Source organism: Actinokineospora lacus, assembly GCF_053813445.1.
In genome coordinates this window covers 194,283-215,917 of the sequence record NZ_JBQERA010000010.1, presented here as the reverse complement: position 1 = coordinate 215,917, position 21,635 = coordinate 194,283, and the positions used below count along the sequence as shown (strand labels likewise).

General features: G+C 73.7%; 18 protein-coding genes. 7 read left to right on the top strand and 11 right to left on the bottom strand.

Going from position 1 to position 21,635, the window contains the following annotated elements; translation table 11 throughout:
* Positions 1–7 precede the first annotated feature (7 nt).
* On the bottom strand, positions 8–1,180 hold the full coding sequence (locus ACTG9Q_RS24370; protein ID WP_455575206.1) for a hypothetical protein: 1,173 nt from the start codon (positions 1,178–1,180) through the stop codon (positions 8–10).
* Positions 1,181–1,689: 509 nt separating this feature from the next.
* On the opposite strand from ACTG9Q_RS24370, the gene ACTG9Q_RS24365 reads away from it, so the two are divergent.
* Complete coding sequence (locus tag ACTG9Q_RS24365) at positions 1,690–2,910, top strand: cytochrome P450 family protein (RefSeq protein WP_455575205.1); 1,221 nt, start codon at positions 1,690–1,692, stop codon at positions 2,908–2,910.
* A 32-nt stretch (positions 2,911–2,942) separates the two neighbouring features.
* Entirely contained in the window at positions 2,943–4,175 is a 1,233-nt protein-coding gene (locus ACTG9Q_RS24360) for a tyrosine-type recombinase/integrase (RefSeq protein ID WP_455575204.1), read from the top strand.
* 242 nt (positions 4,176–4,417) lie between these two features.
* On the opposite strand, the gene ACTG9Q_RS24355 is transcribed toward ACTG9Q_RS24360, so the two are convergent.
* Complete coding sequence (locus ACTG9Q_RS24355; protein WP_455575203.1) at positions 4,418–6,094, bottom strand: putative bifunctional diguanylate cyclase/phosphodiesterase; 1,677 nt, start codon at positions 6,092–6,094, stop codon at positions 4,418–4,420.
* Between the two features lie 61 nt (positions 6,095–6,155).
* Positions 6,156–6,506 carry a hypothetical protein gene (locus ACTG9Q_RS24350; RefSeq protein WP_455575202.1) on the bottom strand — a complete coding sequence of 117 codons (351 nt, stop codon included), beginning with the start codon at positions 6,504–6,506 and terminating at the stop codon, positions 6,156–6,158.
* 67 nt (positions 6,507–6,573) lie between these two features.
* On the opposite strand from ACTG9Q_RS24350, the gene ACTG9Q_RS24345 reads away from it, so the two are divergent.
* The 5 genes from ACTG9Q_RS24345 (at position 6,574) to ACTG9Q_RS24325 (ending at position 11,160) form a co-directional block, all read left to right on the top strand.
* Complete coding sequence (locus tag ACTG9Q_RS24345) at positions 6,574–7,371, top strand: glycerophosphodiester phosphodiesterase family protein (protein ID WP_455575201.1); 798 nt, start codon at positions 6,574–6,576, stop codon at positions 7,369–7,371.
* Between the two features lie 33 nt (positions 7,372–7,404).
* Positions 7,405–8,250: an arylamine N-acetyltransferase family protein gene (locus ACTG9Q_RS24340; RefSeq protein WP_455575200.1), complete on the top strand. Its 846-nt coding sequence runs from the start codon at positions 7,405–7,407 to the stop codon at positions 8,248–8,250.
* Positions 8,251–8,392: 142 nt separating this feature from the next.
* On the top strand, positions 8,393–9,802 hold the full coding sequence (locus ACTG9Q_RS24335; RefSeq protein ID WP_455575287.1) for an MFS transporter: 1,410 nt from the start codon (positions 8,393–8,395) through the stop codon (positions 9,800–9,802).
* A 37-nt stretch (positions 9,803–9,839) separates the two neighbouring features.
* Positions 9,840–10,577, top strand: a complete 738-nt coding sequence (locus ACTG9Q_RS24330; protein ID WP_455575199.1) for a thymidine kinase — start codon at positions 9,840–9,842, stop codon at positions 10,575–10,577.
* 238 nt (positions 10,578–10,815) lie between these two features.
* A complete protein-coding gene (locus tag ACTG9Q_RS24325) occupies positions 10,816–11,160 on the top strand; it encodes an RNA polymerase-binding protein RbpA (RefSeq protein WP_455575198.1) in 345 nt (114 codons plus the stop codon).
* 122 nt (positions 11,161–11,282) lie between these two features.
* Here the strand turns inward: ACTG9Q_RS24325 and ACTG9Q_RS24320 are convergent, their stop codons facing one another.
* The 8 genes from ACTG9Q_RS24320 to kdd all read right to left on the bottom strand — a co-directional run bounded on the left by ACTG9Q_RS24320 (position 11,283) and on the right by kdd (position 21,566).
* Positions 11,283–12,050, bottom strand: coding sequence for a polyprenol monophosphomannose synthase (locus ACTG9Q_RS24320; protein ID WP_455575197.1), 768 nt, complete (start codon positions 12,048–12,050; stop codon positions 11,283–11,285).
* 60 nt (positions 12,051–12,110) lie between these two features.
* A complete protein-coding gene (gene lnt, locus ACTG9Q_RS24315; protein WP_455575196.1) occupies positions 12,111–13,652 on the bottom strand; it encodes an apolipoprotein N-acyltransferase in 1,542 nt (513 codons plus the stop codon).
* 319 nt (positions 13,653–13,971) lie between these two features.
* Entirely contained in the window at positions 13,972–16,041 is a 2,070-nt protein-coding gene (locus tag ACTG9Q_RS24310; protein WP_455575195.1) for an AMP-binding protein, read from the bottom strand.
* 170 nt (positions 16,042–16,211) lie between these two features.
* Positions 16,212–16,604 (bottom strand): 3-aminobutyryl-CoA ammonia lyase, encoded by a 393-nt coding sequence (gene kal / locus ACTG9Q_RS24305; protein ID WP_455575194.1) that lies wholly within the window; start codon positions 16,602–16,604, stop codon positions 16,212–16,214.
* Positions 16,601–17,344 carry a lysine 5,6-aminomutase subunit beta gene (gene kamE / locus ACTG9Q_RS24300; protein WP_455575193.1) on the bottom strand — a complete coding sequence of 248 codons (744 nt, stop codon included), beginning with the start codon at positions 17,342–17,344 and terminating at the stop codon, positions 16,601–16,603. Before kamE ends, kal begins: the two co-directional genes overlap by 4 nt.
* Entirely contained in the window at positions 17,341–18,915 is a 1,575-nt protein-coding gene (kamD, locus tag ACTG9Q_RS24295; RefSeq protein WP_455575192.1) for a lysine 5,6-aminomutase subunit alpha, read from the bottom strand. The genes kamE and kamD overlap by 4 nt, the downstream gene beginning before the upstream one ends.
* Positions 18,902–20,524 carry an amidohydrolase gene (locus tag ACTG9Q_RS24290; RefSeq protein ID WP_455575191.1) on the bottom strand — a complete coding sequence of 541 codons (1,623 nt, stop codon included), beginning with the start codon at positions 20,522–20,524 and terminating at the stop codon, positions 18,902–18,904. Before ACTG9Q_RS24290 ends, kamD begins: the two co-directional genes overlap by 14 nt.
* A gap of 16 nt (positions 20,525–20,540) precedes the next feature.
* Positions 20,541–21,566, bottom strand: coding sequence for an L-erythro-3,5-diaminohexanoate dehydrogenase (gene kdd, locus ACTG9Q_RS24285; protein WP_455575190.1), 1,026 nt, complete (start codon positions 21,564–21,566; stop codon positions 20,541–20,543).
* Positions 21,567–21,635 lie beyond the last annotated feature (69 nt).

Here is a 21,635-nt window from a genome sequence, read left to right as displayed (position 1 = left end):
GGTGGGGTCAGGGTTGGGCTGGTGTGGTGAGGGCGGCGAGCAGGCGTGGGCGCAGGGTGGTGTCGTCGGGGTTGAGCAGGGCGTCGCGGATGGCGTCGAGTTGGGTGCGGAGGCGCCCCTCGGCGGCTTGGGCGGTGTCGTGGGCGGTGTGGGCGCGGTCGAGGTCGGCGCGGAGGCGGTCTTCGAGGTCGCGGGCGGCGGTTCGGGCGGTGTCGCGTTCGGTGTGGGCGTCTTGGGCGCGGGTGTGGGCGGTGGTGGCGGCGTCGCGGGCGGTGGCGATGGCGGTTTCGGCGCGGGCGCGTTCGGCGGCGGCGTGGGTGCGGGTTTCGGTGAGTTCGGCGCGGGTGGCGGCGAGGGTGGTGTGGGCGTCGGTGAGGGCGTTCTGGGTGTGGGTGAGGGTGGCTTGGGTGTGGGTGAGTTCGGTGTGGGCGGCGTCGGCGCGGGCGGTGGCCTTGGTGGCGGTGTCGCGGGTGGTGGTGAGTTCGGTGGTGGTGGCGGTGAGTTGGGCGGTGGCGGTGGCGAGGTCGGCGCGGAGGGTTTCGGCGCGGGCGCGTTCGGTCTTGGCTTCGTGGAGGGCGTGGCGGGCGTGGTCGTGTTCGGCGGTGGCGGCGGATTGGGCGGCGGCTTTGTCGCGTTCGGCGCGGGTGCGGGCGGCGTCGGCGGCGCGGAGGCGGTCGAGGGCGGCGGTGGTTTCCTCGCGGCAGTTGTGGGCTTCGGTGAGGGCTTGTTGGGCTTGGTGGCGGGCGGTTTCGGCGTCGGTGTGGGCTTGGGTGGCGCGCTGGTCGGCGGCTTGGCGTAGGCCGCGTTCTTCGGCGGCGGTGGCTTCGGCGGTGGTGACGCGGGTGTCGGCGTCGGCGAGGGCGGTGGTGGCGGCGGTGCGGACGTCGATGGTGGCGGTGAGGAGTTCGCGCAGGGGGTCGGTGGCGCGGTCGAGGGCGTCGACGAGGACGGCGGCGGTGGCGGTGAGGGCTCCGGTGCCGGGGGCGTCGTGGTCGCCGAGGGCGCGGAGGGCGTCTTCGGCGGCGGCGAGTTGTCGGCAGGTGCGTCCGCCGGGCCAGTCGCGGTCGGGGCAGTACTCGGCGGGGCGTCCGCCGCGGGGTCCGGGGGCGGGCAGGGGTGCGCGGCAGCGGCTGAAGCCGCAGAGGCCGGTGGGGGTTTTGTCGATCACTGCCTCAATCACTCCCCCAGCCTATGGTTTTGATTCATTAACCACAACACAGGGTTTGAGTTTTACAACTCGAACCCAGGTCAGCTACAGAACAGTCCTTTTGTAGCTGACCTACCAGCAGGGGTCCGAACGGAGCAACCAGTGCCGGCATGAGCCGGTCCGCGCCGGCGCGAGCCCGCAAAAGAAGCCCCCCCTGAGGACTCGCGCGGACTGGGAGGGACCCCTGTCGCCGGGGCGGCAGCAGTCCTGCCCTCTCCCCTGGTCTGCGGGCTGCTGCGATTGCCGGTGAATTTCATTCCCGGCGTCGAGTGGGAGGCGTTTCGGCAATGGGCAATCGGGGAGCCAAGGGAAGGCGAAAGGGTGAATGACACTGGGGGGTTCGCGCCCTAGCGTGAAGAGGGCGCTCGACGGCGGGGGCGAGCGTCATGCCTGGTCAGCGGGTGTGTGACGGCTGCTCGGGTGCGGCGTGGGGTGGATTCTTGCGCTGTTCGGCGGTATGGGTTCCTCGGAAAGGGCGAGTCGTGACCAGTGTGACCAATGGCCTGTTCGGCGCCGATTACTCCGAGGACTTCCACCAAGTGCACGAGCGCTTACGGGAGACGGGTGCGGTCCATTTGGCGCATTTGCCCAACGGGGTGCGGGTGTGGGTGGTCGTGCGGTACGCCGAGGCGCGGGCGGCGTTGGCCGATCCGCGGTTGAGCAAGGACTCCGAGGTGGTGGGCCGGGTCATGGGCGGGCAGTTGGCCGTGACCGGGCAGGGCAGCGACCTGGGGGTGCTGTTCGGGCCGAGCATGCTCTTCAGTGACGGGGCGCGGCACCGGCGGCTGCGCAAGCTGGTGGGGGCGGCGTTCACCGCGGCGCGCACGGAGGCGCTGCGGCCGCGGGTGTCGGCGGTGACCGCGCGGTTGTTGGATCGGATGGCCGGGGTGTCGGGGCCGGTGGACCTGGTGGCGGAGTTCGCGTTCCCGCTGCCGCTGACGGTGATCTGTGAGCTGTTGGCGGTCCCCGAGGCCGACCGGGGTGATCTGCGGGCGTGGACGACCGTGCTGATCGACGCGCCGCCGGGGCAGGCCGGTGACGCGTCGGGGGCGATGGTCGCCTACCTGTCGGGGTTGATCGAGGAGCGGCAGAGGTGTCCGGGTGATGACCTGCTTTCGGCGTTGATCGCCGCTTCCGACGGTGGCGACCGGCTCAGCGCGCGGGAGGTGGTGAGCACCGCGGCGCTGCTGCTGGTCGCCGGGCACGAGACGACCACCAGTGTGATCGGCAACGCCGCGCGCTGGCTGCTGGGCGAGCCGCGGATGTGGGCGGAGCTGGGTGAGCGTCCGGAGCTGGTGGCCCCGGTCGTCGAGGACCTGATGCGCTTGGACGGGCCGGGCAAGCACGTGACCTATCGGGTCAGCACCGAGGCGGTCACCTATGGGGAGACCACGATCCCGGCCGGGGAGGTGGTGTTGGTGTCCCAGTCCTCGGCCAACCGGGACCGGTGTCGGTGGGCGGAGGCGGACTCGTTGCGCGGTGACCGCTCCGCCGGGGAGCTGCGCGGACACTTGGCCTTCGGGTATGGGCCGCACCAGTGCTTGGGTGCGGCGTTGGGGCGCATGGAGGTGCAGATCGCGATCGGGCAGCTGACCGCGCGGTTCCCGCGGGCGCGCCTGGCGGTTCCCGTCGGGGGGTTGCGGCGCACGAGCAGTGCGCTGATGGCCAACTACGAGTCCCTGCCGGTGGTGTTGCGGCCGTGAGTGGGGGTCGGGGGCCCGGATAGGGTTCGGGGGTGGCCGGTGATCTTCTTCTCGCGCAGCGCGGTCCGTGGCCGGGGGTGGGTGACCCGGTGCGGTTGTTGGGTGAGGTCGCCGAGTGGTTGGCCGGGTACGGCAACCTCGGCACGCGCCGCACGTATGCCGAGGGGCTGGGGTTGCCGGTCAGTGCCGCGGATCTGCGGGACTGGCAGCGCGACGAGCCCGAGGGGTGGGCGGTGGCCGTGGCCCGGTACGCGGCGGCGCTGGGGGTGCGCGATGTTCCGCGGCGGGCCGGTCCGCCGCCCGCGCCGCGGGGGCGGTTGCGGGAGCTGCACTGGTTGCGGTGGTGTGCCTCGCGGGGGGTGGACCCGTGTGTGGCGCGCTCGGCGCATGTGAAGGCGTGGTTGGCGGCGTTGCAGGAGGCCGAGGCGGCGGTGGCGACGCGGGATCGGATGTTGGCCACGGTGAAGGCGCTGTACACGCACCTGGCCGATGTGGGGTTGGTGGAGGGGAATCCTGCGGCGTTGGATCGGCGCAGGCTGGGGTTGGCGGTGCCCGCGGGCAGTGCGAGTGGGACGGTCACGTTGACGACCGCGCAGGTGCGGGCGCTCTATGACACCGCGGCGGCGCCGCGGCGGGGTGCGGGGCCGTTGGACACCGCGCGGGCGCGGGCGGTGGTGGCGCTGTTCACGTTGGGGTTGCGGGTCAGTGAGATCTGCGGGTTGGACCGGGGTGATCTGCACGTGACGCGGGGGCGGCGGGCGCTGCGGGTGCGGGGCAAGGGCGGCAAGACGCGGGTGGTGTACCTGCACGCGTTGGCCGAGGAGGCGGTGGCCGATTACCTGCGGGTGCGTGACGCGGCGGAGCCGGGGGCGTCGTTGCCCGCGCGGCGTGAGCAGGGCCGGGCGCCGAGTCCGTTGCTGCGGACGCGGACGGGGGCGCGGTATCAGCGTCAGGCGGTGTGGCAGTTGTTGCGGCGGTTGGCGGGGGCGGCGGGTGCTCCGCTGCGGGATGTGGCCGAGGCGATGCACCCGCACGCGTTGCGCCACTTCTATGTGACCACGGCGGTGGAGGCGGGTGCGCAGTTGGTGCACGTGCAGGCCGATGTGGGGCACACGAGCATCGATACGACCGAGCAGGTGTACAACAGCGCCGCGCGGGACCCCGGCCGCAGTGCGGTTGATCTTGTGGGGGATGTCCTGGGCGCCCACCCGATCAGCGGATCGGGTTCACCCGGATCGCCGCAGCCGTCTCCGCGTTCGCGGTAGAATTGTCACGCGCCGCACCGGGAAAGCCGGTGGGCTGACCCGGATGCCAGGGGGTGTGTGCGGCGCGGACACGGATGGGGGATGGTGTCATGGCTATCCGCAGTGATCGGGAGTGGGAGACCGCTCAGACCGCCCAGTGATGGGCCGCCAGTGATGGGCTGCCCGGTGATGGCGCGGTAGGCGCACCGAACGCCGTTCCGGCCCCCGTGGGAGTTTCACCTCCCGTGGGGGCCGGCGGTGTGTCAGCTGCCCGATTCGAGGGTCTGCAGGTCCTGCATGAGGGTGGGCCTGCGCATCCAGGTGCCGTGCGGGCGAGCCAGCAGCGTGGCCAGCGGTTCGGGTTTGCCGAGGTGGAAGCCTTGGGCGACGCGCACGCCGAGGCGGGACAGCGCCTCGACCTGGGTGGCGCGCTCGACCCACTCGGCCACCACCGACAGGCCCAGGCCGCGGGCGATCTCCACCAGCCCCTGGACCAGGACGGTGTCGCGGCTGCCGTAGTCGATGCTGTGGATGAACTCCCCGTCGATCTTCAACCCGGTGATGGGCAGTTCTTTGAGGTGCACGAACGAGCCGAAGCCCGAGCCGAAGTCGTCCAGGGTGATGCGGCAGCCCGAGGCGCGCAGCTGCTGGGAGAGGCTGCGGGCGGCGTCGAGGTTGGTGACCGCGGCGGTCTCGGTGATCTCGAAGCCCAGCCGGCCCGGGGCCACCCCGGCGGCGGTGAGCCGGTCGAGGACGAAGTCGCCGAAGTCCTCGTCCTCCAGGGTGCGCCCGGAGACGTTGACGTTGAACCGCAGCCCCGGGTAGGGGTGCTCGACCAGGGTCTGGATGGCCTGCCCGGCGACCCAGCGGTCGATCTCGCAGACGAGGTCGCTGCGTTCGGCGGCGAGGAGGAACTCCCCCGGGCCCAGGGTGGGTTCGCGGCCGTCCTCCAGGCGCAGCAGCAGCTCGTGGCCGATGACGCGGCCGCTGGTCAGCTTTACCATCGGCATGGCGTGCAGGACGAACCCGCCGTCGTTGAGGGCGGCGCGGACGCGTTCGATGACCGTCACCCGCAGGGCGGTGTCCTTGTAGTGGCCCTGTTCGTAGACGGTGACCCGGTTGCGGCCCGCGGCCTTGGAGGCGTAGAGGGCCATGTCGGCGTTGGCCAGCACCTCCTGCCAGGACACCCCGGAGTCGAACGGGGCGATGCCGATGCTGACGGTGATCCGCCCCGCCCCGGCCACGCCGGTGAGCGGGACCGCGGCGATGGCGTTGCGCAGCCGGTCGGCCACCGTGACCGCGGCGTGGGCGTCGATGCCGGAGAGGACCGCGGCGAACTCGTCGCCGGAGAGCCTGCCCAGCACCTGGCGGCTGCCGATGCGGTCGCGCAGCAGGGAGGCCAGCGTGCACATGACCTTGTCACCCATGGGGTGCCCGTGCAGGTCGTTGACGTCCTTGAAGTGGTCGAGGTCCAGCAGCAGGAACGCCCCGCGCGCGCCGAGCGAGAGCTGGCGCTCCAGTTCCCTGGTCAGGGCGCGGCGGTTGGGCAGCCCGGTCAGCGGATCCTCGTCGACCAGGCGCAGCAGCTCGTCCTGGCGGCCGGAGAGGCCGCCGATCTCCAGCTCGCGGGCCCGCCAGTGGGTCACGTCGACGGCGCGGTAGAGCAGGTTGCCGTCCTCGACGGCGGTGCAGCGGATCTCCAGCCACCGGTAGCCCGAGGGGCCCGGCAGCGGCACCACCACGTCCTCGGCGCGCGGCTCGTCGGGGGCGCCCGCCAGCAGCGCGGTCAGCGACCGGCCCTTGCTCTGGGCAAAGTCCAGCCCGAGCAGCGCGGCCATCGCCGGGTTCACCCACAACACCCGGCCGTGCTCGTCGGTCAGCGCGTAGGCGGTGTCGGTGGCCGTGAGTATCGCCGCCGGAGCGGCCTTGTCATCCGTCACCCCGCCACCCTCACCCGTTCACGTGGGGACATGGGCACGTAGCGTAGTGGACGGGTGATGGTCAGCGAAGACGCTCGGCCGCTTTCGCCGCGAAACCGATGCGCGCGGCCAGCTCGGCCAGCTCAGCGGGGGTGGCGCCGTCGGCGGCGGCGCTCACCACGTCCTCCGCGGCGCACCGCAGGGCGAAGAGCCGGTCCTGCAGGTCGGCCAGTTCCGCGGCCGAGAGGACCACCGCGTCCTCGGGCAGCCCGCCGCGGCGCACCACCCCGCGGCGCTCGTAGGCGCGCTGGCGGCAGGGCTGCCCGCAGTAGCGGCGGGGGCGCCCGGCGCCCGCGCCGCCGGGCAGCGGCGCCCCGCACCAGCCGCAGTGCCGCGCCTGGGCGCGCCGCTCCGGCGGGATGTTCACCAGCATGGGCGCAGACGCTATCCCGACACCCCGCGTGTACCCCAGCGCCACGCCGCTGCGGCAGACTCGGCGGGTGTCCACACCACACGGGTTCCTCACCGGCCCCCACCCGCGGGCCTTCGTCCACCGGGGCTGGCACTCCACCGTGCCCGGGCAGGACATGTACGGCATGGAGAACTCCCTGGCCGCGTTCCGCCGGGCGGCCGCGGAGGGCTACCACTACCTGGAGACCGACGTGCACGTCACCAGCGACGGTGTGGTGGTGGTGCAGCACGACCCGCGCCTGGAGCGCACCACCGACACCGGGGGCGAGGTCGCCGCGCTGCCGTGGTCGGCGGTGCGGCGGGCCCGCATCGGCGGGCGGGAGCCGATCGCCCGGCTGGAGGACCTGCTGGAGGAGCTGCCCGAGGCGCGGCTCAACATCGACGTGAAGGTCGACGCGGCGGTCGGGCCGCTGCTGCGGGTGCTCGAGCGGACCGGCGCCGCCGACCGGGTGTGTGTGGCCTCGTTCTCCGAGGCGCGCCTGGCGCGGGTGCGGCGCCTGGCGGGTCCGGCGGTGCTGACCTCGATGGGGATGCGGGCGATGGTGGTGTTCTGGGCGTCGGGGCGGCTGCCCGCGCTGCCGCTGGGCCGCTCCCCCGGGCGTCCGCCGCTGGCGCAGGTCCCGGTGCGCCACGGGGCGCTGACGGTGGTCGACCGGCGGCTGGTGGCCGCGGCGCGGCGCCGTGGCGGGGAGGTGCACGTGTGGACCATCGACGAGCCCGCCGAGATGCGCCAGTTGCTCGACCTGGGGGTCGACGGGCTGATGACCGACCGGCCGCGGGTGCTCAAGGACGTGCTGATCGAACGCGGCCTGTGGGCGTGTGCTTGACCTCCAGCGCGGTGGAGGTGCTGAGCTGCCCCGGTGACACTCGCATTGGACTATGACCCGCTCGCGGCCGCCGACTGGGGCGTCGACGCGCTGGACCTCGACGCCTACCTGACCCGTGTCGGCAGGCCGCGCCTGGCGCCGTCGGCGGCGGCGCTGCGGAGCCTGCACGTCGCGCACGTGGCGGCGATCCCGTTCGAGAACGTCGACGTGCTCACCGGCGCCCATCCCGGGGTCGGGCTGGCGCAGTCGGCGGCGAAGCTGGTGGGGCGCCGCCGCGGCGGCTACTGCTTCGAGCACGCCACGGTGTTCGCCGCCGCCCTGGAGCGCCTGGGCTTCACGGTGCGGCGTCACCTGGCCCGGGTGCACCCGCAGGGCTCCGGGGCGCGCACGCACCTGATGCTGCTGGTCGAGGTCGACGGGGTCGACCACCTGGTGGACGTGGGGTTCGGGGCGAGCATGTGGGTGCCGATGCCGTTGGTCGACGGCGCCGAGGTCGACCAGGCCGGGTGGCGCACGCGGCTGCTGGCGCTGCCCGACAGGCGCTGGGTGCTGACCCGCGACGGGGAGAGCGGCTGGAGCGCCGAGCACGAGTTCGACCCCGGGGAGGCGCCGCTGCGCCCGGTCGACGTCGACTTGGCGCACCACTACACCGCCACCGGCCCGGACTCGCCGTTCCCGGGCAGGCTGATCGTCAAGCACCTGCGGCCGGGCATGTCCACCAGCCTCATCGGGCGGGAGCTGACCGTGCGCCACGCCGACGGGGACACCGAGACCCGGGTCGTGGCGCCCGGGGAGCTGGGGGACCTGCTGGGTGAGCTGGGCGTCGAGCTCGACGAGGCCGAGCTGGCGGTGGTGCTCGGCACGTGGGAGAAGCGCTGAGCGGCGCGCCGTGGCGGGTGGGGCCGGGCGGTGCTGGTGACTGTTTGGACTCGGCGGGCCGCCCCGGGCGGGCGGGACAGTAGTCTCCGCCGTGGCCGGGCGTGATCTCCGGCACGGGCGGGACCGGAGGCGCGCAGTGAGCATGGTTGAGGGCACCACCGCGGACGAGGGCGCGCGCAAGCGCGAACAGCGCGGCTGGGTCTGGTACGACTTCGCCAACCAGGTGTTCCCCACCTCGGTGACCACCGTGTTCGGCGCCCTCTACCTCACCGCCGTCGCCGCGGAGGCCGCCGCCGCCGACACCGCCCGCAACGGCCCGCAGCCCTGCCCCGGCGGGGACAAGCTGCGCGACTGCGACATCAGCGTCTTCGGCCTGGAGTTCGCCACCGGGTCGCTGTGGGGGTACCTGCTCTCCTTCGCCACCGTCATCCAGGTGCTGATCGTGCCGCTGATGGGCGCCATCGCCGACCGCTCGCCGAACAAGAAGAAGCTGCTGGCCGGGTTCGCCTTCGGCGGGGCGGGCGCCACCGTCGCCATGGCCCTGGTCACCGGTACCAACTGGGAACTCGGGGCGGGCCTGTTCATCCTGGCCAACATCGGCTACGGCACCTCCATCGCCATCTACTACTCGTTCATCCCCGAGATCGCCACCGCCGACGAGCGCGACGCGCTGTCCACCCGCGGCTGGGCCTTCGGCTACCTCGGCGGCGGGATCGCCCTGGCCCTGCAGCTGGTGCTGGTGATCTTCGGGGAGGACATCGGCATCAGCTCCGGGGACGCCGCGCGCATCGCCTTCCTCACCTCCGGGCTGTGGTGGGCCGGGTTCACCCTCATCCCGCTGCGCGCGCTGCGCTCCCACGCCCCGCACGATCAGGGCTCCACCATCACCGCAGCCCAGGGCTCGGTCATCACCGCCGGGTTCCGCGAGCTGGGCCAGACCCTGCGCCACGCCAGGACCTACCCGCTGACCCTGGCGTTCCTGGGCACCTACCTCATCTACACCGACGGCATCGCCTCGGTGGCCAACCTCTCGGCCCAGTACGGCAGCGAGGAACTGAAGTTCGACACCAACGTGCTCATCACCACCATCCTGATCGTGCAGTTCGTGGCCTACTTCGGCGGCGTGCTGCACGGGCGGGTGGCGCGGGTGCACGGGGCCAAGCGCACCATCATGGGCAGCCTGCTGGTGTGGATCGTGGTGCTGGGGGCGGCGTTCTTCGTCCAGGCCGGGCAGCAGCTGCAGTTCTACGCCGTCGCCGGGGGCATCGGGCTGGTGCTGGGCGGGACCAACGCGCTGTCGCGGTCGCTGTTCAGCCAGATGATCCCGCCGGGCAAGCAGGCCCAGTACTTCGCCGTCTACGAGGTCGGCGAGCGCGCCACCTCGTGGCTGGGGCCGCTGGTCTTCGCCGTCACCGCCGAGGCGACCGGCTCCTACCGCTACGCGATCATCTCGCTGGTGGGGTTCTTCATCATCGGGTTCGTCCTGCTGTACTTCGTGCCGGTGCGCCGGGCCATCGCCGCGGTGGGCAACCCGGTCCCGAAGGTCCTGTGATCGGCGGCCGCGGGCCGGGACACTAGGGTTTGGGCCCGTGACCTCCACGACCGCCGACCCCGACCCGACCGACGCGCTGTCCTCCGTGCCGCGGCGCGCCCTGCCGGTGGTGGGGCACCTGCGCTTCTACTACGGCCCGATGGACTGCGGGAAGTCGACGCTGGCGCTGCAAGTCGACCACAACCAGTCCCGGCAGGGCCGTGAGGGGCTGCGGCTGGTCTCCCGCGACCGCTCGGGGCGCCCGTGCATCACCAGCCGCATCGGCATCGCCGCCCAGGCCATCGAGCTCGACGCGGGCGCCGACCTGCGGGAGCTGGTGTCGGCCCGGTGGGCGCTGGGGGAACGGGTGGACTACCTGATCGTCGACGAGGCGCAGTTCCTCACCCCCGCCCAGGTCGACCAGCTCGCCGAGCTGGCCGACGACGCCCAGGTCGACGTGTACTGCTTCGGCATCGCCACCGACTTCCGCAGCCACCTGTTCCCCGGGGCGCGGCGGCTGGTGGAGCTGGCCGACGAGCTGCGCCCGGTCCAGGTCGACGTGCTGTGCTGGTGCGGGCTGCCCGCCCGGTTCAACGCCCGCGTCGCCGAGGGGCGGGTGCTGCGCGCCGGGGACACCGTCCTGGTGGCCGACACCGCTCACCCGGGCACGCACCGTGACTCCGTCACCGACCACGACCCCGCTACGGTGCGTTACCAGGTGTTGTGCAGGCGTCACTTTCGGCTGGGTGACCTGGGTGTGCCTCCCGGGGTGCAGGGGCAGCTGTCCTTCGCGTGACCGACAAGCCCCGTCACAGCTATCCCCCGTAGGGGTGATCTACTGAAGACGTGGTGGCGATAACGAGTCATGGACCCGACCACGGGGCATCCCTAGGGTGGATGCAGTTGTTGACGGGTGAAACATGTCACCCTGTGCGATCGTGATACGTACTCGGGAATCTATTGCCCGTACCGTTCGTTGCACAGGGTGAGCAACACCCAGGCTCTGCTGTTGAGCCGAGTGAAAGGACGCCGCCATGGCCGACCGTGTGCTTCGTGGTAGCCGGCTGGGAGCGGTCAGCTACGAGACTGACCGCAATCACGACCTCGCCCCGCGCCGGACGGTCAGGTACGCCTGCCCGAAGAACCACGACTTCGAAGTCCCCTTCTCCGACGACGCCGAGGTCCCCTCGGTGTGGGAGTGCCGCCTGCACGGCCTCGAATCGAAGATGATCGACGGCAGCAGCCCCGAGCCGAAGAAGACCAAGCCCCCGCGCACCCACTGGGACATGCTGCTGGAGCGCCGCTCGATCCCCGAGCTGGAGGAGCTGCTCACCGAGCGCCTCGCCGAGCTCAAGGGACGGCGCAGCCGCTCGGCGTAAAGCACGTTCCCCTGAAGACGACGGCCGCCCGGACCTCCCCCCACCGGGCGGCCGTCCCCTGTCTCACGGGCCGGACCGCCCCTCCCGCGTCCGGGACCTGGAGCGGGAGAGGCGGGCCGGGGTCAGCGGCGGCGCAGCAGGGCCTGCAGCTGGCGGCCGCGGCGGCGCAGCCCCCACTTGGTGACCCGCCACAGCGCCTCGCGCACGATGTTGCCGCTCATCTTCGACTCGCCGCGCTCGCGCTCGACGAAGGTGATCGGCACCTCCGCCACGGTGAACCCCGCCTCGATGGTGCGCCACGCCAGGTCGATCTGGAAGCAGTAGCCCTGCGAGGCCACGTTGTGCAGCTTGAGCTTCTCCAGCACCGCGCGGCGGAACGCGCGGTAGCCGCCGGTGATGTCGCGGACCTTCGCGCCCAGGGCGAGCTGGGAGTACAGGTTGCCGCCGCGGGAGAGGACCTCCCGGCTGCGCGGCCAGTTCACCACCTTGCCGCCGGGCACGTACCGCGAGCCCAGCGCCAGGTCGGCCCCGTCCAGGGCGCCCAGCAGCCGCGGCAGGTCCTCCGGGGCGTGGGAGCCGTCGGCGTCCATCTCCACGATGACGGCGTAGTCGCGCTCCAGCGCCCAGGCGAACCCGGCGATGTAGGCCGCGCCCAGCCCGGCCTTCTCGGTGCGGTGCAGCACGTTGACGCGGGGGTCGGCGGCGGCCATCGCGTCGGCGAGGTCGCCGGTGCCGTCAGGGCTGCCGTCGTCGACGACGAGCACGTGGGTCTCGGGCAGGGCCGCGTGCAGCCGCTCGACGATGGGCCCGATGTTCTCGCGCTCGTTGTAGGTGGGGATCACCACCAGCACAGGGTCGAGCGGGCCGTGGTCGTGGCGCTGGTCGGCCATGGATGTCCTCTGCTCTCGCGCCCGGCTCTCCCCGGGCGGCGTCGGTCGGTGCCGGGTGGGTCAGCGTCGTGCGCGCCTGCCCGCGATCAGGGCGCTCGCCAGCGCGGCCAGGCCCACGACCACCATGACCCGCTCGGGCCAGGCACCCAGTCGGTCCGCCATCGTAGTCTCCGTGCGCAGCGGGACGCGTTCGACCAGGGCATCCGGGGTGAACAGGCCCGTCGAGCGCACGATCGACCCGTCCGGGGCGAGGATGGCGCTGACCCCGCTGGTGGCCGCGACGATCACCGCGCGGCCGTGCTCGACGGCGCGGACGCGGTCCATCGCCAGCTGCTGGTAGGTCATCTCGGTGCGGCCGAAGGTGGCGTTGTTGGTGGGCACCGCGATCAGGTTGGCGCCCAGGGCGACGTTCTCGCGGACCACGTCGTCGAAGGCGACCTCGTAGCAGGTGGCCACCGCCAGGCGGACCCCGCCGACGGTGAAGATCTGCGGGGCGGTGCCCGCGCGGAAGTTGTTGGCGCGGTCGACGTAGTCGGTGAACAGGCGGAAGAACCCGCGCCAGGGCATCGTCTCGCCGAAGGGCTGCAGCTGGCGCTTGGTGTACTCGGCGACCGGGCCGTCCCGCGGGGTCCAGAGGATGACGGTGTTGCGGGGCCGCCCGTCGGGGTCGACGAGCACCGAGCCCACGGCGATCGGGGCGCCGATGGCGCGGGCGGCGCGGTCGATGGCGGCGCGGGCGTCGGGGTTGCGGTAGGGGTCGATGTCGGAGGCGTTCTCCGGCCAGATCACCAGCTCCGGGCGCGGGAGGCGACCGGCGGCGACGTCGGCGGCGAGCTGCTCGGTGCGCGCGACGTGGTTGTCGAGCACGGCGCGGCGTTGGGCGTTGAAGTCCAGTCCGGCGCGCGGGACGTTGCCCTGCACGGCGGCGACGGTGAGGTGCCCGTCCTGGGCGTCGGTGCCGACGAGCGGGGTGTAGGCCAGGCCCGCCAGCAGGGGGACGACGACGGCCAGGGCGGCGGCGGGCCTGCGGCTGCCGAGGAGTTCGGCGAGGCCGAAGCCGGTGAGGGTGACGGCGAAGGCGATCAGCGGGGTGCCGCCGAGCGCGGCCAGCGGCAGGTACCAGCCCTCCGGCTGGCTGAAGGCGACCTTGGCCCACGGGAACCCGCCGAAGGGGAACACCGCGCGCAGGGTCTCCCCCGCCGTCCACAGCAGCGCCGCCCACAGCGCCCACCCGGTGAGCCTGCCCACCACGGCGATCGCCGCGCACGCCACCGCCACCATCAGCGCCTGCACCCCCGCCAGCGGCAGCCACGCGACGAGGCCGACGAACTCGCCGGTCCAGGCCAGCAGGGGGGTCATCATGGCCATGCCGAAGGCGAACCCGTAGCCGAACCCGGCGCGGGCGCGGGCGCGGCGCAGCAGCAGCCCGAGCACGGCGAACCCCACGGGCGCCAGCCACCACGTCGGCCGCGGCGGGAACGCCAGGAACACCAGCAGCCCCCCGGCGACGGCCGCGGCGACGCGGCCCGCGAGCAGCACGCGGGCGCGGGGCGCGGGTGCTGGGGGCTGGTCGACCTCGGAAGCGACGGTGGGGGCGGCCACGAGCACAGCCTACGGGCGGTCGCGCGCGCCACTGGTGGCCGTGTCGTCCGGTGAGGGTCGAGGCCCGCTGGGGCCGGGAGGAGCCGCGTCGTCATGTCAGGGGGGTCCGCCGTAGCGTCCGCGCAGGCTCGCGCGTCGACGACCCCACCCAGGCGCAGGAGCGCCCCGGCGGCGGGCGGGTCGGCGTGGAGGGTCACCGGTCCTCCGGTGCTCGGCGTCGGGGCCGTGAAGGCCAACTGCCGGGCGCGGGTGCCGCGCAATCCCGTGCCCGGGGGGCTCGCGCCGACGCACGGCGCGGGCCCCCCGGGGGGGGGGGGGCTCAGACCTGTTCGGCGAGGAGGTTCTTGACGACCTTGCCGGTGGCGTTGCGCGGCACCTTCGGGACGAACACCACGTCGCGGGGCACCGAGTAGCGCTCCAGGTGGGCCTGGACGAAGTCCTGGATGTCGCCCGCGTGCAGGCGGGCGCCGGGCTTGAGGGCGACGAACGCGGCGAAGCGCTGGCCGTGGTCGGGGTCGGGGACGCCGACCACGGCGACGTCCTGGACCTGCTCCAGGCTCAGCAGCAGTTCCTCCACCGGGCGGGGGAAGACGTTCTCCCCGCCGGAGACGATCATGTCGTCGTCGCGGCCCGCGACGAACAGGCGCCCGTCGGCGTCGAGGTAGCCGCGGTCGCCGGTGACCATCAGGTCGTCGTGCATCTCCGCCCCGGCGCCGTCGGTGTAGCCCTCGAAGAGCATGTCGTTGCCCACGGCGATGCGCCCGACGACGCCGGGGGGCAGGGGGTGGCCGTCGGCGTCGAGGATGCCGACCTTGGTGCCCAGGGGGGTGCGCCCGGCGGTGGTGGGGGCCGCGCGCAGGTCGGCGGGGTCGGCGATGCTGGCCCAGGACACCTCGGTGGAGCCGTAGAGGTTGTAGAGGATGTCGCCGAAGGCGTCCATGAACCCGGTGGCCAGGGCGCCGGGCAGGGGGGCGCCGCTGGTGGCGACCACGCGCAGGCTGCTGGTGTCGTAGCGGGCGCGGACGCGGTGGGGCAGGTCGAGGATGCGCTGGAGCATGACCGGCACGGCGATCAGGGAGGTGCAGCGCAGCTCGGCGATGGCCGCGAGGGTGCCCTCGGGGTCGAAGCGGCGGCGCACCACGACCGTCGCCCGCAGGGGGGTGCCCAGCTGCAGGGCGGCCAGCCCCCAGGTGTGGAACAGCGGGGCGGCGACGAACATGCGCTCCCCCACGCGCAGGGGGATGCGCGAGAGGATCGCCGCCGCGGCGCTCAGGCCCGAGGGGTTGCGGCGGCGGGCGCCCTTGGGGGTGCCGGTGGTGCCGGAGGTCATGACGATGACGCGCCCGGCGTGGCGGGGCGCGCGCAGCGGTGTGGGCTCGCCCGCGGCGACGAGGTTGGCCAGGGTGTTCTGGGAGGGGGCCGCGCTCCAGGTGGAGATGTAGCGCAGGGTCGGGGGCAGGTGGTGGAACAGGGGGGCGAACTCGTCGTCGGCGAGCAGGGCGACGGGGCGGTGGCGCTCGACGACGTCGGCGACCTGGTCGGCGGACATGCCGGTGTTGAGCATGAGCACGTCGGCGCCGAGGGTGCCGCAGGCGACGGCGGCCTCGGCGATGCCCGCGTGGTTGCGGCACATGAGCGCGACGCGGCGCCCGGCGCGCACGCCGCGCGCGGCCAGGGAGTTGGCCAGGCGGGTGGCGCGGTCCTGGATCTCGGCGTAGGTGCGTTCGCCCTGTTCGTCGATGATGGCCAGGGTGGCGGGGGCGGCGACGGTGGCCGAGCGGTAGCCGCCGACGAGGGTGGCGCCCCAGCGGGCGACGGTGCCCAGCTGGCGGGCGAGGAGGTCGGGGCGCGCGGCGCTGATGACCCCGGCGCGGGCCAGGACGCGGGCGGTGGTGACCGCCGAGCCGCCGCGGGCGGTGGCGTCGATGCGGGTCGGGGAGACGGTGAGCGCGCGCCCGGCGAGGTGGTCGTCGATGAGGGTGAAGGCGCGGCGGAGGCGTTTGCGTAGCCAGGGCGCGGTGAGGACGGTGCCCGCGGTGAGGTTCTCCGGCAGGGACAGCACGACCTGCACCCGGGTGCGGGCGCGGCCCTCGGGGGTGAGGCGGACGCTGAGGTGCCCGCCCTGCCAGGCGGGCCCGACGAGCACCAGGTGCTCGCCGGGGCGGTGGACGAGGACGGCCATCTCGTCGAGGACCGGGGCGTCGCCGCGCAGGGCGTAGCGGACCCGGTAGCGGGCGCCGCGCCCGGACGGGGCGCCGCTGCCCGCGGGGTCGCAGGCGGCGATCTCGCGGACGAACCGCGGGTAGAGCACGGGGTCGCCGAGCAGGTCCCACACCTGGGCCGGGAGGTGGTCCAGGATGTGGTCGATCTCGACGAGTTCGGTGGGCATGGTCCTCCGCTGTGGCCCCGGGTCTGACTGGTTGGTGTGGGTCCGGTTGTTATCAGCGAAGGGCCGACCGGGGCAAGCGCGCGGTGGTCCGTTCGGCCCAGTACGGGCCAAGATCACTCGCACGGCGCAGCCGTGATGCCGGTATTGCGCAAGATCGGCGGGTCGTGGGGTCAGGGTTGGGGGGCGGGCACGACGACGGTTCCGCGGGCCCGGGTGACCACCAGCGGCGGGTCGAGGACGTCGGCGGCGGAGGGGCCGCGGTCGGGGGCGGCGCGGCACAGGACGCGGGCCTCGAAGTCCATTTCCCGGGAGCGGGTGCCCACGCGCACGAGGGTGGCGGTGGCCTCGATGACGTCCCCGGCCTGCACGGCCGCGGCGAAGGTGACCTCGCTGTACCCGGCGAAGAGCCCTTCGTCGCCGTCGGCGCGCACGCACAGCTCGGTGGCGACGTCGCCGAAGAGGCCCAGCCCGTAGGCGCCGTCGACGAGGCTGCCGCCGTAGTGGGCGTGGCCGTGGGGGACGTAGCGGCGGTGGGTGACGCTCATGCCGACCTGGGCGCTCATGCTCCGACGGGGTCCTTCCTGGTGAGGGCGTGGACGAGGTAGCTGGCCACCTCGCCGGGGGTGGTGCCGCGGCTGAAGACGCGGTCGACGCCGAGTTCGCCCGCCATCAGCGGGTCGAAGCGGGGCCCGCCCGCCACGAGCAGGGGTTTGCGCTCGCCCATGGCTTCGCGGAAGGCCGCCGACATCTCCTGGGTGTTGAGGATGTGGGCGTCGCGCTGGGTGACGACCTGGGAGACCAGCACGGCGTCGGCTTTCTCCCCGCGGGCGCGTTTGACCAGTTCGGGGACGGTGACCTGGGCGCCGAGGTTGACGACGCGCAGTTCGCGGTAGTACTCCAGGCCCTTCTCCCCGGCGAAGCCCTTGATGTTGAGGATGGCGTCGATGCCGACGGTGTGGGCGTCGGTGCCGATGCAGGCGCCGACGACGACGAGTTTGCGGCGCAGGGTCTTCTTCACCGCGGTGTTGATCTCACTGGGGGTGAGCAGGGGGTATTCGCGCTCGACGATGGTGACGGCGTCGAGGTCGACGAGGTGGGAGACCGAGCCGTAGACGACGAAGAAGGTGAAGTCCCCGCCGATGGGGTGGCTGTGGACGACGAGGGCGGGGTCGATGCCCATCTTGTTGGCGAGCTGGGCGGCGGCGCCCTCGGCGCGGGGGCCGTGCGGGACGGGCAGGGTGAACGACACCTGGACCATGCCGTCGCCGGTGGTGTCGCCGTAGGGGCGGACGTGGCGCTTCACGCGGGGGCACCTTCTTCGAGCAGGTCGGCGGCGGGGTTGGTGTAGCCCTCGGCCTTGGCGATGACGCCGTCGGCGCCCTTGCCGAGGTCGGCGGGGCGTTTCATCAGCCCGAAGGTGCCCTTGCCGATCGCGGGGAGCAGGCCCTCCTCGACGATGCGCCCGAGCAGGTCGACGGCTTCGCCGAGGACGTGGTGGGCGCGTTTGACGATGAGGCCGTCGGGGGCGGGGCGGAAGTCCTCGCGCAGGCTTCCGGCGGCTTGCAGCACGTAGCGCACGTTGGCCAGGGCGAGGTCGCGGTCGGACAGGAACGGGGTGACCACCGCCTCGGTCATCATCCCGACGAGCAGGATCGACTGGCCGGTGAGGACCCCGGCGAGGTTGAAGAACCCGTCGAGCAGGTAGCCGTCGAAGACGTTGCCGGTCATGTGCTTGGTCGGCGGCATCCACTTCAGCGGCGCGTCGGGGAACAGCTCGCGGGCCAGCAGGGCGTGGGCGAGCTCCAGGCGGAAGGAGTCGGGGACCTTCGGGTTGATCTCGAAGGCGTGCCCGAGGCCGAGCAGCTCGTCGGGCAGCCCGGCCTCGTGGGCGAAGTGCTCGTTGAGCAGCTGGGAGACGGTGACGGTGTGGGCGGCGTCGACGGCGTCGTCGGTGGTGAGGTAGTTGTCCTCGCCGGTGTTGATGATGATGCCCGCGCGGGCGTGGACCTGGCGGGAGAAGCGCTGGTCGACGAAGGTGCGGATGGGGTTGATGTCGCGGAAGAGGATGCCGTACATGGAGTCGTTGAGCATCATGTCCAGGCGCTGCAGCCCGGCGAGCACGGCGATCTCGGGCATGCACAGCCCGGAGGCGTAGTTGGTGACCCGCACGTAGCGCCCGACCTCCGCGGACACCTCGTCCATGGCCGCGCGCATGATGCGGAAGTTCTCCTGCGTGGCGTAGGTGCCCGCGAAGCCGTGGTGGGTGGCGCCCTCGGGCACGTAGTCCAGCAGCGACTGCCCGGTCGAGCGGATCACGGCGATGACGTCGGCCCCGGCGCGGGCGGCGTTGGCCGCCTGCACGACGTCCTCGTCGATGTCGCCGGTGGCCACGATCAGGTAGATCCAGGGCCGCTGGGGCGGGTCGCCGAGGCGGGTGACGAGCTTGTCGCGCTGGGCGCGGTTGCGGTCGACGGTGCGCAGGCCGCGGGTGACGGCGGTGCGGGCGGCCTTGGCGGCGCGGGTGGCGTCGCGGCCTTGTGGCAGCCGGTAGGTGACCTGCCCGGCGGCGGTGGCCTCGGCCAGCTCGGTGAGGCTGGGCAGGTTGTGCTCGCGCAGGGCGTGGAACACCGGCAGCGCCACCCCGTGCTCCAGGCCGCAGTGCTCGCGCACGGTGTCCACGACGCGGTTGACCCACGGCACGTCACCGGCGCGGTGGGTGGTGTCGGCGCCGGTGATCCCGGCCAGGCGCAGCGTGGCGCGCTCCACCGCGACGGTGGTGTGCGCGCGGGCCAGGTCGATCACCGGGGCGGCGGCGCGGGCGGCCAGCTCCCGCGCGGTGGCCACCACGGCCGGGTCCAGGTCAAGCAGCCCCATGGTCCTCCTGTCGGTCGTAGAGCACCCGGCCCGCCAGCACGGTGCGCAGGCAGGTGGGCAGGCCCGCGTCCTGGTCGAGGCGGGGCAGTGCGGGCACGCGCGAGCGCGGGTCGGTCGACCAGCGCTGCACGCGGGCGTCGGGGGCGGCGACGGCGAGTTCGTCGACGTCCCAGACGGCGTAGGTGGCGGGCGCGCCGGGCACCAGGGTGCCGGTGAGCCCGTCGTCGACCCCGGCGGCGCGCCAGCCGCCGCGGGTGTGGGCGGTGAACGCCGCGCGGGGCGAGAGGCCGTGCCCGTCGGTGCGGTGGTGCACCGCGGCGCGCACCGCGGCCCACGGGTCCACGGCGGTGACGGGGGCGTCGGAGCCCAGGGCCAGGACGACCCCGGCGGCGGCGAGCTGGGCGAAGGGGTTGAGGGTGGTGCCGCGCTCGGCGCCCAGGCGCGTGGCGTACATGCCGTGGCGCCCGCCCCAGTGGGCGTCGAACAGCGGCTGCACCGAGGCGATGACCCCCCAGTGGGCCAGCTGCTGGGCCTGGCCGGGGGTGACCATCTCCAGGTGTTCGACGCGGTGGCGGGCCCCGGCGACGGCCAGGCGCCCGAGGTGCTGCTCGGCGCGGGCGAAGCCCTCGATGAGCGCGTCGACCGCGGCGTCGCCGATGACGTGGAACCCGGCCTGGATGCCCGCCTCGGTGCACACCCGCAGGTGCTCGCCGATGGCGGCGGCGTCGAGGTAGAGGGCGCCGTGGGTGTCGGGGGCGTCGGTGTAGGGGGCGCGCAGGGCGGCGGTGCGGGAGCCGAGGGCGCCGTCGACGAACAGGTCCCCGGCCAGGCCGCGGACGCGGTGGGTGGCGGCCAGCTCGGCGGGGCCGCGCTCGCCCCAGTAGGCGATGACCTCGGGCAGGGCGGTCTCGGTGTCCTCGGCGTGGGCGAGCAGGGCGGCGAGGTCCTCGGCGCCGGAGATGTCCGGGCCCGCGCACTCGTGGACGCAGGCGATGCCCATGGCCGCGGCGTGGCGCAGGAACTCGCGCTGGGCGTGGGCGCGCTGCGTGTCGGTGATGGCGGCGCGGGCGGCGCGGCGGGCGTGGTGGTGGGCCTCGCGGGTCAGCGGCCCGTCGGGGTGGAAGCCGTCGGCGGCCTTGGCGTCGGGGACGCGCTCGAGCAGGGCGGTGGACACCAGGGCGGAGTGCACGTCGACGCGGGAGAGGTACACCGGGGCGCCGTCGGCGGCGGCGTCGAGTTCGGCGCGGGTCGGGGGGCGCTGCTGCGGCCAGGTGGTCTCGTCCCAGCCGTGCCCCCACACCGCGGCGTGGCCGTGGCGGCGCACGTGGGCGGCCAGGGTGTCCAGCGCGGCGGTGAGGGTGGGGGCGGTGGTGAGGTCCAGGCCGGTGCGCAGCAGCCCGGCGCTGGTGGCGTGGACGTGGGCGTCGACGAAGGCCGGGGCGACGAAGGCCCCGTCGAGGTGGATGGTCTCGTCGGCGTCGCCGTGCAGGGTGGCGCCGACGGAGTCCTGGCCGAGCCAGACGACGACGCCGTCGGCGACGGCCATCGCGGTGGCGTGCGGGTCGGCGGGTGAGTGGATCCGGCCGCCGGTCAGCAGGGTGGTGGTCACGGTGACAGTGTCGCGCTCAGTGCGCGCGGGCCTCGAACAGCGCCCGGACCCCGGGCGCGGCGCGCACCAGGTCCAGGGCGAACTCGGCGTGGCCGGGCACGTAGCCGTTGCCGATGAGCATCCGCACGTCCGCGGCCAGGCCCTCGGCGCCCAGGGCGGCGGCGGGGAAGGAGGTGGCCATGGAGAAGAAGATGACGGTGCCGCCGTCGGCGGTGGCCAACACGGCGCCGTGCTCGCAGCCGGGCACGTCGACGCACACGACGGTGACGTCGACGGGGGTGCCGATGGCCTGGGCGACGGCGACGGGGTCGCGGGCGTCGGCGAGGACGACCTCGTCGGCCAGCCCGGCGCGGCGCACCGCGGCGGCCTCGGCCTCGGTGGGCACCAGCGCCACCAGCCTGCGCGCCCCGGCGCGGCGCGCCGCGGCCAGCGACAGCGACCCGGACTTGCCGCCGCCGCCGAGCACGCACACCGACGGGGCGCGGTACTCGCGCACGACGCGGTCGGTCAGGGCGGGGGCGCCGCACACGTCGAGCACGGCCAGGGCGAGGGCGTCGGGCAGGTCGGCGGGCAGGGCCGCGGCGATGGAGCGGCCGAAGAGGACCGCCGTGCCGCGGCAGGGCACCTGCTCGCTCTCGCCGTCCCAGTCGGCGAGCCCGTCGTCGATGCGCAGCGGGGTCAGGGTCAGGGAGACGAGGGTGGCGACGCGGTCGCCGACGGCGAGCCCGAGCGGGGAGTCCGGGCCGACGGCGGCGACGGTGCCCAGCAGCATGCCGCCGGAGCCGGTGACCGGGTTCTGCATCTTGCCGCGCTCGGCGACGATGTCGAGCACCGCGGCGCGCACGGCCGCGCCGGTGCGGTGCTGCTCACGCAGCTGCCGGTAGGAGGCGGCGTCGAGGTTGAGCCGCTCGACGGCGACGACGACCTCGTCGGCGCGCGGGGTCGGGTCGGGGTCCAGCCGCCACGCCTGCTGGGGCAGCACCCCGGCAGGGGACTGCACCCTGTGCAGCCCGTAGGGCGAGCTCGTCCGGGCCACCGTCACCACAGCCTCCTGGAAAATTTACGTCTGGAGTGTCATCTGGCAGCATATCTTTACGCCACCCGACCGGCG

What these genes read in the sequence shown, in the direction of transcription:
- kamD (WP_455575192.1), bottom strand. Translation starts at nt 18,915, where the DNA reads ATGGGGCTGCTTGACCTGGACCCGGCCGTGGTGGCCACCGCGCGGGAG.
- ACTG9Q_RS24350 (WP_455575202.1), bottom strand. Translation starts at nt 6,506, where the DNA reads ATGCTGGTGAACATCCCGCCGGAGCGGCGCGCCCAGGCGCGGCACTGC.
- ACTG9Q_RS24320 (WP_455575197.1), bottom strand. Translation starts at nt 12,050, where the DNA reads ATGGCCGACCAGCGCCACGACCACGGCCCGCTCGACCCTGTGCTGGTG.
- ACTG9Q_RS24325 (WP_455575198.1), top strand. Translation starts at nt 10,816, where the DNA reads ATGGCCGACCGTGTGCTTCGTGGTAGCCGGCTGGGAGCGGTCAGCTAC.
- ACTG9Q_RS24310 (WP_455575195.1), bottom strand. Translation starts at nt 16,041, where the DNA reads ATGCCCACCGAACTCGTCGAGATCGACCACATCCTGGACCACCTCCCG.
- kal (WP_455575194.1), bottom strand. Translation starts at nt 16,604, where the DNA reads ATGAGCGCCCAGGTCGGCATGAGCGTCACCCACCGCCGCTACGTCCCC.
- ACTG9Q_RS24335 (WP_455575287.1), top strand. Translation starts at nt 8,393, where the DNA reads ATGGTTGAGGGCACCACCGCGGACGAGGGCGCGCGCAAGCGCGAACAG.